General features: G+C 65.9%; 11 protein-coding genes. 6 read left to right on the top strand and 5 right to left on the bottom strand.

The features are described from left to right. Positions 1–738 precede the first annotated feature (738 nt). The 4 genes from ISP25_RS11655 to trxA form a co-directional block, all read right to left on the bottom strand. On the bottom strand, positions 739–1,476 hold the full coding sequence (locus tag ISP25_RS11655) for an rRNA pseudouridine synthase (protein WP_404614047.1): 738 nt from the start codon (positions 1,474–1,476) through the stop codon (positions 739–741). Positions 1,477–2,060: 584 nt separating this feature from the next. After that, the gene (locus ISP25_RS11650; protein ID WP_404614045.1) at positions 2,061–2,930 is read right to left on the bottom strand and encodes a hypothetical protein; all 870 of its coding nucleotides are present in this window, start codon (positions 2,928–2,930) and stop codon (positions 2,061–2,063) included. 352 nt (positions 2,931–3,282) lie between these two features. Next, complete coding sequence (gene rho / locus ISP25_RS11645) at positions 3,283–4,995, bottom strand: transcription termination factor Rho (RefSeq protein WP_192155528.1); 1,713 nt, start codon at positions 4,993–4,995, stop codon at positions 3,283–3,285. 164 nt (positions 4,996–5,159) lie between these two features. After that, positions 5,160–5,486: a thioredoxin TrxA gene (gene trxA / locus ISP25_RS11640; protein ID WP_192107499.1), complete on the bottom strand. Its 327-nt coding sequence runs from the start codon at positions 5,484–5,486 to the stop codon at positions 5,160–5,162. 403 nt (positions 5,487–5,889) lie between these two features. Between trxA and ISP25_RS11635 the strand changes: the two genes are divergently transcribed. The 5 genes from ISP25_RS11635 (at position 5,890) to ung (ending at position 10,898) form a co-directional block, all read left to right on the top strand. Beyond that, complete coding sequence (locus tag ISP25_RS11635) at positions 5,890–7,596, top strand: DEAD/DEAH box helicase (RefSeq protein WP_404614043.1); 1,707 nt, start codon at positions 5,890–5,892, stop codon at positions 7,594–7,596. A 114-nt stretch (positions 7,597–7,710) separates the two neighbouring features. Then, positions 7,711–8,388, top strand: coding sequence for a cell division ATP-binding protein FtsE (ftsE, locus tag ISP25_RS11630; protein ID WP_404614041.1), 678 nt, complete (start codon positions 7,711–7,713; stop codon positions 8,386–8,388). Next, complete coding sequence (ftsX, locus tag ISP25_RS11625; protein ID WP_404614039.1) at positions 8,385–9,344, top strand: permease-like cell division protein FtsX; 960 nt, start codon at positions 8,385–8,387, stop codon at positions 9,342–9,344. The genes ftsE and ftsX overlap by 4 nt, the downstream gene beginning before the upstream one ends. Before the next feature lie 16 nt (positions 9,345–9,360). Continuing rightward, on the top strand, positions 9,361–10,203 hold the full coding sequence (locus ISP25_RS11620; protein WP_404614037.1) for a response regulator: 843 nt from the start codon (positions 9,361–9,363) through the stop codon (positions 10,201–10,203). Then, positions 10,200–10,898, top strand: a complete 699-nt coding sequence (gene ung, locus ISP25_RS11615) for a uracil-DNA glycosylase (RefSeq protein ID WP_192155519.1) — start codon at positions 10,200–10,202, stop codon at positions 10,896–10,898. Before ISP25_RS11620 ends, ung begins: the two co-directional genes overlap by 4 nt. A gap of 4 nt (positions 10,899–10,902) precedes the next feature. Here ung and ISP25_RS11610 read toward each other — a convergent pair whose 3' ends face one another. Next, positions 10,903–11,586, bottom strand: coding sequence for a Fe2+-dependent dioxygenase (locus ISP25_RS11610; protein WP_192155517.1), 684 nt, complete (start codon positions 11,584–11,586; stop codon positions 10,903–10,905). 200 nt (positions 11,587–11,786) lie between these two features. Between ISP25_RS11610 and ISP25_RS11605 the strand changes: the two genes are divergently transcribed. Then, the gene (locus tag ISP25_RS11605) at positions 11,787–13,430 is read left to right on the top strand and encodes an ATP-binding cassette domain-containing protein (RefSeq protein WP_404614035.1); all 1,644 of its coding nucleotides are present in this window, start codon (positions 11,787–11,789) and stop codon (positions 13,428–13,430) included. The last annotated feature ends 152 nt before the right edge of the window (positions 13,431–13,582 follow it).

Here is a 13,582-nt window from a genome sequence, read left to right as displayed (position 1 = left end):
ACAGCCGGCCAGCTTCGCCACTCATGCGTAAGATGTCCGCTTGCGCTGCGCCCATACCAATCAGCCGCTCGAATTCCTCGATCGATTGAGCCATGGGGCTCCTGCAGGTGTCCGAGAGCGCTCTGACAACATCGCACCGCCGAAGTGAAGTGCGCTCCCTGGAGCAAACCCATGAGTGCGCGCTCCACTGCGGGCTAGCTCGAATGGAGGCCTGCTCGATCGCCACGGCAACGTGGAACACGTGTCGATGTTGAGACGCAACTAAAGGAAAGGCAGCGGTCAAATTATGCTTTCAATGACCGGCCAATTTATGGTTCCAAGCACAGGGTTGTGGGCTTGACCATAAAATTGGCCAAGACGGCGAATTTGTGACGAAGCATTGATCATGAAGTGGCCGCAGAACCTTGCTGACCTGGTCTTCTTTCATTCATGGGCTTGAGTCAGCTGGCTTGGCCCCCGCTGCTTCAGGTGCAGCTCGACCATCCGTTGCCTCGCTATGTGCGCTCAGGCGAGAAATGGTTCGGATGCTGGCAATGACCGGAGTTGCGAAAACCAGCCAACCGCCGCGTTCGGTACCACGACTGACCGGCATTGCCAGTAAGGCTGGTCACCGTCGGCGGCCGTGCTGCCCGTTGGAGGTGCAGTCATCTTCGGGGCAGCCAACCCTGGTCGGAAGCAGGGCTGCGAGGCGACAGGGCAAGACTGGAACCCGATGAGAAGCGCCGATGCGTCCCGGCTTCAGAATTTCTCGCCCGCCGGCAGATAGCGCCAGATCCCCAGCGGCATCGCGCCGTTCGGACCTTTGCCCAACGCAATCCTGCCGATGCGCAATCGGCGGATCGACACGACGCCCAGCCCGACCTGCCTGCACATGTCGCGCAGTTGACCGCCTTGCACGCCCTTGATCGCGAAGCGCAGCCGGGTCTCGTTCTGCCAACTGACCTTGCACGGCGGCAGCGCGCGACCGTTGAAACTGAGGCCGTGGCTGAGTCGGCGCAAACCGTCGGGCGCGATCTCGCCGCTGATTTCGACGACGTACTCGTGCTCGATCAAGGCGGCGTCCTCGGTCAAGCGGCGCCATACCCGGCCGTCCTGGGTCAGCACCATCAGGCCACTGGCTTCGGCGTCGATCGGCACCGGCGATGTCAAACGGTGAAAGTGGCGCCGCAGCAGACGTTCACCGCTGGGGTCGTCGGCCCAGCGTGTCGCCGGTGTCACCAGTGTGCTGGCGGACTTGTCGCCGTAGATGGCATCGATGCCCGGTGGCTTGTGCAGCAGGATCGTGGCCGGCTCTATCGCTTCCAGGCGGGCACTGGGATCAAGTTCGACACGTTCGACGGTTACCTTGTGCTGCGGCGCCTCGATCACCTGCCCGTCCACCGATACCCAGCCGTTCTGGATGAATTGCTCGGCTTCGGCGCGTGAGAAGCCGAACAGCTCGGAGACACGATGGTTGAGTCGGACCGGAGCGGACATGGGAATGGCCAAGGAGCGGGCACGCAGTGTAACGGCCGTAAAGTCGTCGATGCGTAGGGCGAAGATCGCAGGCACCTACAACCCGAGGGAATTTCGGCAACGGGAGAGGCGTCCTTGCCCCGAGCCCGGTCATGGGTTGCGCATCCTTCGCAGGTTCGGTCCGGCATTGCCCGTCTATCGCTGCAACGCGGCCGCGATCGATTCCGCTGCGTCCGCGCGGGCGACCTGCGTTCGCGCTGCCATAAACACTCCCCTGCTCGGCATGGAGGTCGGGATCGTCTCCGCTGAATCGGCGCGGCAAGATCGAACCGTGCTGATGTTGAGTCGCAACTAAAAGAACGGTCGCGGTCAAATTATGCTTTCAGCGTGCGGCCGATTTATGGCTCCAAATACACGGCGTCAGTGGGCGTCAGAAGCAGGGAAAGTCAGGCGTTGCACCAGCGCGTTGGGCAGGTGCCGGCGGCGGCCGATACTGGCAAGCGTGGCGCCGGGTTTGCGAATGAGTCGATTGTCTGCACAGGCGTCGGCGCCGTGGTCGAGCAGATACCGCACGGCCTCGGCACGGCCTTCGACGACCGCGGCAGTCAGTGCGCCGAGGTCGCCACCTTGGACAGCAAGGCGTCAAACGCGGTGCCGATCTGCGCATCGCTGAAGGCACAGTGCCCTTGCCCGACAGGTGTGAGTACGGTCAACAATCTGCCGTTGCCCGCTGCGCGCACCTGATCCGGGTAGACGGCATGGAGCCGCCCGGGAATCGTTTGATCAAAGGCGTTCCACTCCATCACCACCGGTGTATCGATCCGGCCGGTGAGGGTGACATTGCGGCGGGCATAGGCCAGCGCCGCGGGCGACGCGGCGTAGCGGTGTACGCGCCGGTTGAAAGCAATGTCGTCGCCAAAACCCTGGTAGACGGTCTTGCGGTTGTCCACGGGCATGCCGCCGGCACGCCGTTCCAGTTCGCGCAGCACCATGTAGTAGAGCGATAGCGTGGGCAGCGACTCGGGAGTCTCTTGCAGGCGCTGCTCCAGGATGGCGGCCTGTTCCGGATGCGCTTTCAGCGCCTGCGCGAATACCGTGGGCGGTACGAACGCGGGTGAGTCCGGGGCGGCCAGGTCCGGCAGCACGCCGGGAATCAGCGCATCGAAGGCAACCAGCGGCGTCAGAGAGCCGCGCGAAATCAGTTCGGGGGTAGAGACCGTCGCGCCGCACATGAACAGTGCGCCGGCATAGGTGTGCGGATGGCGTTCGAGGCTGGCGGCCCCTTCGAGGGCACCCAGCGAAAAACCTATCAGGTACGTGTGGTGCGGGCGTCCGATGCTTTGCTCGACGAATTGGCGAAGCCGCTCGTTGTCGGCGATGGCGTCGCCTACCGCCCATCCCTGCGACGTGTAGGCGCTTTGCGCGACCGCATAGCCTTGCTTGAGGAAGACGGCCGTTTCGTCGGCCGGCTTCATCGGTGTCGCCCGTGGCGCCCCTGCCGGCACGTAGCCGTGCATCAGCATGACCAGGTCGCCGTTCCAATCCGCAGGGACGTCAATGCGATAAGGGGCGCCTTGGAGCGTGCCGGTATGGGTGTACGGCAGGGTGTCGGTGGCAGATGCAGCTGGAACAACCGTACCGGCACACGTAAGCAACACAACACACAGCAGGAATCGCTGAAACTGTCGCATGCCGTCGCCTTGGGAGGGTTGGGTCGGGCCACGTTAGCACACGACAAATGCCGCGCTGCGACGCGTGGGCGGCCGCAGAAACGAACAGGCCGGCATGTGCCGGCCCGTTCCATCGAAGCGGATCAACCGAAGCCGATCAGCGCTTCATCGAATTGAAGAACTCGTCGTTGGACTTGGTGTTCTTCATCTTGTCGAGCATGAACTCCATCGCGGCCAGCTCGTCCATCGGATGCAGCAGTTTGCGCAGGATCCAGATCTTGGCCAGCATGTCCGGCTCGATCAGCAGGTCCTCGCGGCGGGTGCCGGAGCGGTTGATGTCGATGGCCGGATACACGCGCTTCTCGGAGATGCGGCGGGACAGGTGCACTTCCATGTTGCCGGTGCCCTTGAACTCCTCGTAGATCACCTCGTCCATCTTGCTGCCGGTGTCGATCAGCGCGGTGGCGATGATGGTGAGGCTGCCGCCTTCCTCCACGTTGCGCGCGGCGCCGAAGAAGCGCTTGGGGCGCTGCAGCGCGTTGGCGTCCACGCCGCCGGTGAGCACCTTGCCGGAGCTGGGCACCACGGTGTTGTAGGCGCGGGCGAGGCGGGTGATCGAGTCGAGCAGGATCACCACGTCGCGCTTGTGCTCGACCAGGCGCTTGGCGCGCTCGATCACCATCTCGGCGACCTGCACGTGGCGCACGGCCGGCTCGTCGAAGGTGGAGCTGATGACTTCGGCGCGCACGGTGCGAGCGATTTCGGTCACTTCCTCCGGACGCTCGTCCACCAGCAGGATGATGAGGTGGGCGTCGGGATGGTTGTACTGGATCGCCTGCGCGATGTTCTGCAGCATCATCGTCTTGCCGGACTTCGGCTGCGAGACGATCAGGCCGCGCTGGCCGCGCCCGATCGGTGCGACCAGATCGAGGATGCGGCCGGTGATGTCCTCGCTCGAACCGTTGCCGCGCTCCAGCTTGAACGCCTTGCGCGGGAACAGCGGGGTGAGGTTCTCGAACAGCATCTTGTTCTTGGACGCTTCCGGCGGGTCGCCGTTGATGTCGTCCACGCGCAGCATCGCGAAGTAGCGCTCGCCTTCCTTGGGATGGCGCACGCGTCCGGTGATGTAGTCGCCGTTGCGCAGGTTGAAGCGGCGGATCTGGCTGGGGCTGACGTAGATGTCGTCGGGGCCGGCCAGGTAGCTCTCGTCGGCCGAGCGCAGGAAGCCGAAGCCGTCCTGCAGGATCTCCAGCACGCCTTCCGCCCAGATGCCGCCGCCGGAGCGGGCGTGCGCCTTGAGGATGGAGAAGATCACATCCTGACGGCGCGCGCGCGCCACGCCCTCACGGATGCCCAGCGACTCGGCGTAGGCAATGAGCTGCGGCGCCTTCATGCGCTTCAGCTCGGTGAGGTTGATCAGACGGTCGTCCGCGCCGGGATCGGCGTTGTCGTCGTCCACCGGCAGGCCATGCGGGTTGTTGTAGCGCGGATTGTTGTTGCCGCCGCCACCACTGCCGCCCTGCTGCGGGCGCTGCTGGTTGCGTTCGTGGCGGCGCCGGCGGCCGCGACCCTCGCGGTCATTGCGGTTGTTGCCGTTGTTCTGGCCCTGCTGCTGCGGGTTCTGCGGCTGGCCCTGCTCACGCGCCTCGGTCCCGGTGGACTCGCTGGGTGTGGCGACAGGGGCCGGGGCAGGCGCTGGAGCAGGCGCCGGAGCGGGAGGCTCGGACGGCGGCGCGCCGGTGCTCGCAGCTGGCGCTTCGCCGGCAGGCTTGGCGCCGCGGGGCTGGCGGCGTGGTGCGCGCGGACGCGACTCGGGCGGATTCTCGGCGCCGCCGGCGTCGTTCGGGATGGTGCTATCGGTATCGGACACGGGCAAACCTCACGGGGCGCCGTTGAGAAACAGGAGGGAAGGATGTGCGTCGCGCCAAGTAGGGCGCAGGGGGATCAGGGAGATCCCGACGGACGCAGAAGCAATCTAGCACCCGCCGCGCGTGGCCGTAAAGCGCTGCGCGCGGCGAATGGCTAAAGTGGCGATCAGATCGCCTTGTCGATCATCTGGGCCAGCTGGCCCTTGCTCACGGCGCCGATCTGGGTGGCCTCGACCTTGCCGTTCTTGAATACCATCAGGGTGGGAATGCCGCGAACGCCATAGGTGCGGGGCGTCTTCTGGTTGTGGTCGATATTGAGTTTCACGACGCGCAGCTTGCCCTGGTACTGGCCGGCCAGCTCGTCGAGGATGGGTGCAATGGCCTTGCACGGACCGCACCACTCGGCCCAGAAGTCCAGCAGCACAGGGGTATCGGACTGCAGCACTTCCTGTTCGAAGGCGTCGTCGCTCACATGGGTAATCAGGTCGCTCACCGGGATCTCCGAAAGAGGGAGGGAGGAAGGTTCGGCGACCGCGCGGCCTGCATCGGCTACACTGGGGCGCCCAAGAAGCGCGGGTCGAACCGGGAAAAGGGGCTTGGCCATAGCGGCCCGGTGCCTCATTGCAACGTAACTCGGGGCGCGATTCAAGCGATTCAAGGGCGGCAACGGACGGTTCCGTTGACATAGGCGAGGCGACTCAACCGCTTCCGGAACAAATGCGGGCTCAGGGTTTGCCGAGTCCTTTCGCCTATGCCAGCGGGACTGCCGGTTGCGCCCAATGACCCGGCGCCGCGCATTGCCACGCGCCGCACATCCCACCGCTCCGCACGCGCCTCCTGCGACCGGAGCCGGGCCGGCCCATGCCTGTGCCCGCACCCTATCGGCTTTCCATTCCATGTCGCAAACCGTACTCACTGATACCTTTTTCGCCAATTTCGAACTCCATCCCCTGTTGCAGCAAGGCCTGGCCGACGCCGGCTTCACCCGCTGCACGCCGATCCAGGAGCTGACCCTGCCGGTGGCGCTGACCGGTCGCGACGTCGCCGGCCAGGCGCAGACCGGCACCGGCAAGACCTGCGCTTTCCTGGTCGCGCTGATGAACCGCCTGCTCACCACGCCTGCCGTGGCAGAGCGCAAGGACAGCGATCCGCGTGCGCTGGTGATCGCGCCCACCCGCGAGCTGGCCATCCAGATCGAGAAGGATGCCAAAGCGATCGGCCGTCACACCGGCCTGCGCACCGCACTGATATACGGTGGCGTCGACTACGACAAGCAGCGCCAGCAGCTGCATGACGGCTGCGACATCATTATCGCCACGCCGGGTCGCCTGCTCGATTACTACAAGCAGCAGGTATTCGGCTTCAACGGCGTCGAAGTGATGGTGATCGACGAGGCCGACCGCATGTTCGACCTCGGCTTCATCAAGGACGTGCGCTTCATCTTCCGCCGCCTGCCGGCGCGCGAGCAGCGCCAGGTCCTGCTGTTCTCCGCCACGCTCAGCCACCGCGTGCTGGAGTTGGCCTACGAGCACATGCACAACGCCGAGAAGCTGGTGGTGGAGAGCGACAACGTCACCGCCGACAAGGTGCGCCAGGTCGTGTACTTCCCGGCCAAGGAAGAGAAGCTGCCGTTGCTGCTCAACCTGATCGACAGGCACCAGCCCAAGCGCAGCATCATCTTCGTCAACACCAAGGCCGCCGCCGAGCGCGTCACCGACCGCGTGAAGCGGCACGGCTGCCGCGTCGGCGCGATCTCCGGCGACGTGCCGCAGCTCAAGCGCCAGAAGCTGCTGCAGCGTTTCCAGGACGGTCAGCTCGACATCCTGGTCGCCACCGACGTGGCCGCACGCGGCCTGCACATCCCGGCGGTCAGCCATGTCTTCAACTACGACCTGCCGCAGGATGCCGAAGATTACGTGCACCGCATCGGCCGTACCGCGCGGCTGGGTGCGGAGGGTGACGCGATCAGCTTCGCCTGCGACCTCTACGCGATGAGCTTGCCGGACATCGAAACCTACATCGGCCAGGCCATTCCGGTGGCGGCCATCGAACCCGAACTGCTGGTGATGCCGAAGCCGCGCGAGATCGATGCCGATTTCGCCGCGAATGCCGCCGCCGACAGCGCCGCGTTCGGCGATCGCGTCGAGCCACGGCATGACGACAAGAAGGATGGCCGCTCGCGCCGCAGCGGCGGACGCGGCGGCGAGCGCGGGCCGCGCGAAGGCCGCCCGCACGACTCGCGACCGCCGCGTGCGCCACGCGCCGAAACCACGACCCCCGAAGCTGCCGTGCCTGCCGCGCCGGTGGCGAACGAGGCTGTCGTGGCCGGGGAGGGTGAGCACAAGCGTCGCCGTCGTCGGGGTGGCCGCAACCGGCGTCGTGAGGGCGGGGAGGTGGCGGCCAGCGCCATGTCCGGCAATCAGCAGTCGGCGCCGGGCGAAGGCGGCCGGCCGGCACGCGGGGAACGCCGCCCGCCACGCGAACAGAATGCAGCAGATGGTGGCCGCCCCTCGCGCCAGGTGGCCGCGACCACCGCCGAGCCTGCGCACCCGAACAAACCCAGCTTGTTCCGCCGGTTGACCCGGTTGTTCACCGGCCGCTGATCGCGCACGTCGCCGGGGCTGAACCGGCGACTGCTGCATTTGTGCGCGTGAGGCGACCTGGCGTGCCGCATCCCTTATCCTTGTTGCTGTTACGACAGGCGGCGGGGATGCGCGGTGATCCAGTTCGACCAGGTGAGCAAGCATTACGCGGGCGGCCACGAGGCGCTCTCGCAGCTTTCCTTCACCGTGCCTACGGGCGAAATGGCCTTCGTCACCGGCCACTCCGGTGCGGGCAAGAGCACCCTGCTCAAGCTGCTGGGCGTGATCGAGCGTCCCAGCCACGGCACGATCTCGGTGGACGGACAGAACCTTGCCAAGGTGCGCGGCCGCGGCATTCCCAGGCTGCGCCAACGCATCGGCATGGTGTTCCAGAACCATCGCCTGCTGATGGATCGCACGGTATTCGCCAACGTCGAGCTGCCGCTGACCATCGCCGGCCTCGCGCGGCAGGAGCGCGGCCGCCGCGTGCGCGCTGCGCTGGAGAAAGTGGGCCTGCTTTCCTACGAGCGCCAGTTGCCCGCCACGTTGTCCACCGGCGAGCAGCAGCGAGTGGGCATCGCGCGCGCCATCGTGGGCCGTCCCTCCCTGCTGATCGCCGATGAGCCCACCGGCAACCTCGATCCGCAGCTGGCGCTGGAAATCATGGGCCTGTTTGCCGAATTCCAGCAGGTGGGCACTACGGTGCTGATCGCCAGTCACGACCTGCCGCTGATCAAGCGCATGCGCAAGCGCGTGGTGGTGCTCGACCACGGCCGGCTGGTGGTCGACCTGGCCGCCGAGGAGGTGCTGTGAACACGGATGCCGCCGCACACCCGCGCAACGAACCGAGCCGCACCCGCAGCGTGTCCAGCTGGCGTGAACACCACGGCTGGAGCGCCGCCGACAGCTTGCGCCGGCTCGCCGCGCGCCCGCTCGGCAGCCTGCTCACCATCGCGGTGATGGGCCTGGCATTGGCTTTGCCGTTGGCGTTCTACCTGCTGCTGGGCAATGTGCAACAGATGGGCCAGGCACTGGGCCAGGACCAGGCGATCAACGTGTTCCTGCAGCCGGACCAGGGCGAGTCGCAGGCGCGACTGTTGGCGAAGCAGGTTGGCGACCGTTCCGACGTGGCGGCGGTGACGGTCAAGACGCCGCAGCAGGGCCTGGATGAACTGGCGAAGCTGCAGGGCTTTTCCGGTGCGCTCGATGCGCTGGACCAGAATCCGCTGCCCTTTGTGTTGATGGTGCAGCCCAAGCCTGGCCTCGATGCGCTTGCTGTGGAACGGTTGGCCGGCGACCTGCGCGATCTGCGCAGCGTGGCCCAGGTGCAGGACAGTGGTGCCTGGCGGCAGCGGCTGGACGCGCTGCTCGGCGTCGGCGATCGTGTGGTGCTCGCGCTTGCCTTGATGCTGGCGCTGGCCGCCCTGCTGGTGGTGGGCAACACGGTACGGGTGGACATCGCCAGCCGCAGCGAGGAGATCGGTGTACTGCTGCTGGTGGGCGCCAGCGGCGCTTTCGTGCGCCGGCCGTATCTTTATGCCGGAATCTGGTACGGCCTGTTCAGCGGCATCCTGGCCGGATTGCTTGCGTTGGCGATCGAATTCGCGCTGGACGGTCCTGTCGCACGGCTGAGTCAGGCCTATGATGGCAAGCTGCATATCAGCGGCCTGCCGTTGTGGCTGCTGCTGGCGGTGCCGCCGGCGGCCGCGGCGCTGGGCTGGTTGGGTGCGCGACTGGTCAGCGCGTGGCAGTTGCGCAGGGCGGCCTGAGGGGAAAGGGGCAGGCATGAGAACGAACATCAGCAACCGTTCGGTAGGCACGGCGCCACGCGTGCTGGTAGTCGACGGTTCCCGCATGGTGCGGCAGATGATCGCCCGCGTGCTGACGGCCGAGCTACCCGGCGTGGAAGTGGTGGGTTGCGCCAGCGGCGGCGAGGCGCAGCAACTGCTCAGCGAAGGCGTGTTCGACTTCATCACCATCGCGCTGCGCATGCCCGACATGGATGGCCTGGAACTGGCGCGCTTCGTGCGCGAATCCGCGCCGCAGACCTACGTTCCCATCATGGTGGTTTCCGGCGACGTGGACGACCGTCTGCATCGCCGCACGCTGGGCGAGGACGTCACCGACTATTTCGACAAGTCGCTGGGCTTCCAGGCGCTGGCGGAATTCATCCGTGGCTACGTATGCCCCGAGGGCAGCGCGGAAGGCGAGGTGCTGTACGTGGAAGACAGCCGCGTGGTGGCGCTGGCCACCCGCCGCATGCTGGAGAAGTACGGCCTTACCGTGCGCCACGTGGTCAGCGTGGAAGACGCGCTGGCCATGCTGGAAACCGCCAGGGTGCGCGGCGAGGTAGGTGCCGACGTGGTGCTGACCGACGTGAGCCTGAAGGGGGAACTCACCGGCGGCGACCTGCTGGAGCGCATCCGCAACCATTTCGGCTACGGCAAGGGCAAGCTGCCGGTGCTGGTGATGACGGGTGACGAGAACCCGGCCAACCAGGCAGCGCTCATCAAGGCCGGCGCCAACGACCTGGTAGAGAAGCCGGTGGACGAAAAGCTGCTGGTCACCAAGCTGCTGTTCCAGCTGCGCGTGGCGCGACACCTGCGCCAGCGTGGTGCCTCTGCATGAGCGAGGTGCGGCTGGAACCTTCGTGGAAGGCGCGCATCGGTGCGTACCTGCAGCGGCCCGACATGCAGGCGCTGGCTGAATTCCTGCGTGCCGAGAAGCATGCAGGCAAGGCGATCTATCCGCCGGGCGCGGAGATCTTCGCCGCGTTCGACCACACGCCGTTTGACGCGGTGCGTGTGGTGATCCTCGGGCAGGATCCGTACCACGGCCCCGGGCAGGCGCACGGCCTGTGCTTCTCGGTGCGCCCGGGCGTGCAGACGCCGCCGTCGCTGGTGAACATCTTCAAGGAAATCGACCGCGACCTCGGCATCGGTTCTCCTGATCACGGCTGCCTCATACCCTGGGCGGACCGTGGCGTGCTGCTGCTCAACGCAGTGCTCACGGTGGAGCGCGGTCTGGCCGCTTCGCACCAGGGCAAGGGCTGGGAAGGTTTTACCGATGCAGCCATCGACGCGCTCAACCGCGAGCGCGAAGGCATCGTGTTCATGCTCTGGGGCAGCTACGCCCAGCGCAAGGGCCAGCTCGTCGACACGCGCAAGCACTGCGTGCTGAAAAGCGTGCATCCCTCACCGCTGTCGGCGCATCGCGGCTTCCTCGGCTGCGGGCATTTCTCCGCCGCCAACCGTTACCTCGAGACGCAAGGGCAGGCGCCTGTCGACTGGTCGCTGCCGTCGCGCGCCGTCCTGTCCGGCTGATCGGTCAGCCCGTTACCTCGGCCCACATCCGCAGCAAATTCGCGTGCGAACGGCTGACGGCGTCGAAGGCCTGGCTCTTGCCTTCGCGGCCGAAGATGTCGCGCTTGGCGTTTTCCAGATCCCACAGCAGTTCGCGCCGGGCCGGGTCGCGCACCATGCTCTGCACCCAGATGATGGCCGCGTCGCGCACGCCACGGGTCACCGGGCTGACGTGGTGCAGGGTGTTGGCCGGATAGGCGATGGCGGCACCGGCCTCCAGCTTGAACTTGTATTCCATACCGCCGCTGGCGTGCGTCACCAGTTCGCCACCGTCGTAACCGCTCGGATCGGAAAGGAACACGGTGATCGCGATGTCGGTGCGCACCGCGTTGCCCACGCCGCCCATCACGGGGGCATCGACGTGCGCGCCGTACTCCATGCCGCCGGCATAGCGGTTGAACAGCGCCTGGGTCGTTGCCGCGGGCAACAGCGCGGCCTGCAGCAGGCTATGGCGATGGAAGGCCGTGCGCACGACATCGGCCATGCGTGCGTAGCTGGCGCTGCCGATGTCGATCTGCTGGTTCTTCTTCACGGTGCGCGCCGACCAGCCGGCCGTGGCGGAGCCGTCGACGAAAGGGGCGGTTTGCAGTTCGGCGCGCAATGCGGCCAATTCCTGTGCGGTCAGCACATCGGGTACACAGACGATCAAGTGGATTCCCTCTGGCAGCGTGGCGTGTCCTGGCATTGTAGTGAGCAGGGAAGCCGCGCGGCGATCATTTGCTATCATCGCCGCCCTCTTTCCGCACAACCGGGGAATCGTCCGATGCGCCAGTGATGTCGCCGTCTTCCTGACGGCCTTTCGCCTCCATCGATTGCGATGGAGCGATACCTGACATCGCGGGAGCCTCCATGACGGAATCTTTTTTGACGCTGCAGAGTGCGGCGTTTGCATGGCCGGACGGCCATCGCCTCTTTTCGGACATCGACATGCAACTCGACCAGCGCCATACCGGCCTGGTGGGGCGCAATGGCGTCGGCAAAAGCGCATTGGCACGCCTGATGGCCGGGCAGTTGGAGCCCGCCCAGGGGCGCGTCTTGCGCATGGGCACGATCTACTACGTGCCGCAACAGGTGGCTTGTCCGCCAGGTGCCACGGTTGCCGGCATTGCGGGCGTGCAAGCGGTGCTGGATGCACTGGTTCGCATTGAAGCTGGGGGAGTGGATCCGGTCGATTTCGAGATCGTCGGAGACCGCTGGGATATCCGGCAGCATCTGAGCAACCTGCTGGAAGAGTATGGCTTGCCCCATCTTGCGCCGGAGCGACATGCCGCCAGCTTGAGCGGCGGCGAGCTGACCCGCGTTGCGTTGCTGGGCGCATGGATGGGCGGCGCCGATGTGCTGATACTCGACGAGCCGACCAACCACCTGGATTGCACGCAACGTGATCTGCTGATGCAGAAGCTGGGTGCGTGGCCGAAAGGTCTGCTGGTCGCGAGCCACGACCGCGAACTGCTGAAGGGCATGCAACGCATCATCGAATTGTCGCCCTCGGGCCTGCGCGACTACGGCGGCGGATTTGCCTTCTACGAACAAGCCCACGCGAAGGAGCAGGAACGCGTCCTGCAGGAGCTGGAACATCGCAAGGCGGAACAGCGCCGTGGCGAAGAAGAGCGGCGTGCCAGCCAAGAAAGGCTGGATCGCCGTCAGGTACGCGCTTCGCGTGACGCGCGCAGCGCCAATCAGGCTGCCATCCTGCTGGGAGGGCGCAAGCAAAACAGCCAGGTGAGTGCCGGCAAGAGGCAGCGCGACCTGGAATTCGCCAGGGATGAGTTGGCGGAGCGCGTCCGTGAAGCGGCGTCGCGGGTGCGGGAGGAGGCGGAGGTAAGCCTGCTGACACCCCTTGCGGCAGCGGCGCCGCGGCGCAAGGCGGCTACGCTGGAAGGTGTTCGGCTACCGTTCGGCAGTGCGGCGGGCGGCGTCATTGATCTGACCATCTGGGGACGCCAGCGCATAGCAGTGACGGGAGCGAACGGCAGCGGCAAATCCACCCTGCTGAAGATGCTTGCCGGTGCGATTACGCCAGCAGCAGGGCGATGCGGCGTACACGTTCCGGTCGCCTGGCTGGATCAGCAGTTGGGCATCCTCGACCCCGATGCATCCGCCTTGGATCAATTGCTCGCAGCCAATCCTTCGATCGGACAGGCCGACATGCGGACCCGGCTCGCCCTGCTTGGGCTTTCCGGCGCTGCCGCACTGGAACCCTGCGCACGCTTGAGCGGCGGGGAACGCTTGAAGGCCGCATTGGCTTGCGTCCTGTATGCGGAGAATCCGGCAGGTCTGTTGTTGCTCGACGAGCCCACCAACCATCTCGACCTCTGTTCCGTGCAGGCGCTGGAACAGATGCTTCTCCGGTATCGAGCGGCCTTGGTTCTCGTTTCGCATGACGAGGTATTTCTCGGCAACCTCCGGCTCGATTCCCGGATCGACCTGTCGGCGAAAGGATGCCTGGTGACCGATGTCATCAAGAGTCGCAGGCAGCAGCCGGAAGGGTAGGGCACGAGGCGGCTTTCGAATCCTCCGAACGGCCCATGCCTGGAGCCGGTGTCAGGTAGACCTCTTCCGTCTTGTGCCAGTCGTGGGAGCTGGGCTGCAACCCGTTGAACCGCATGTGCTTCGGGTAAGGCTGCGGACGATGCCTCATTGGC

It is taken from the genome of Rhodanobacter hydrolyticus, assembly GCF_044904645.1.
This window is presented reverse-complemented; position numbering and strand designations above follow the sequence as displayed.

Coding starts and splice junctions, on each gene's coding strand:
- ISP25_RS11655 (WP_404614047.1), bottom strand. CDS start 1,476: ATGTCCGCTCCGGTCCGACTCAACCATCGTGTCTCCGAGCTGTTCGGC.
- ISP25_RS11650 (WP_404614045.1), bottom strand. CDS start 2,930: ATGAAGCCGGCCGACGAAACGGCCGTCTTCCTCAAGCAAGGCTATGCG.
- ISP25_RS11635 (WP_404614043.1), top strand. CDS start 5,890: ATGTCGCAAACCGTACTCACTGATACCTTTTTCGCCAATTTCGAACTC.
- ISP25_RS11620 (WP_404614037.1), top strand. CDS start 9,361: ATGAGAACGAACATCAGCAACCGTTCGGTAGGCACGGCGCCACGCGTG.
- ung (WP_192155519.1), top strand. CDS start 10,200: ATGAGCGAGGTGCGGCTGGAACCTTCGTGGAAGGCGCGCATCGGTGCG.
- ISP25_RS11605 (WP_404614035.1), top strand. CDS start 11,787: ATGACGGAATCTTTTTTGACGCTGCAGAGTGCGGCGTTTGCATGGCCG.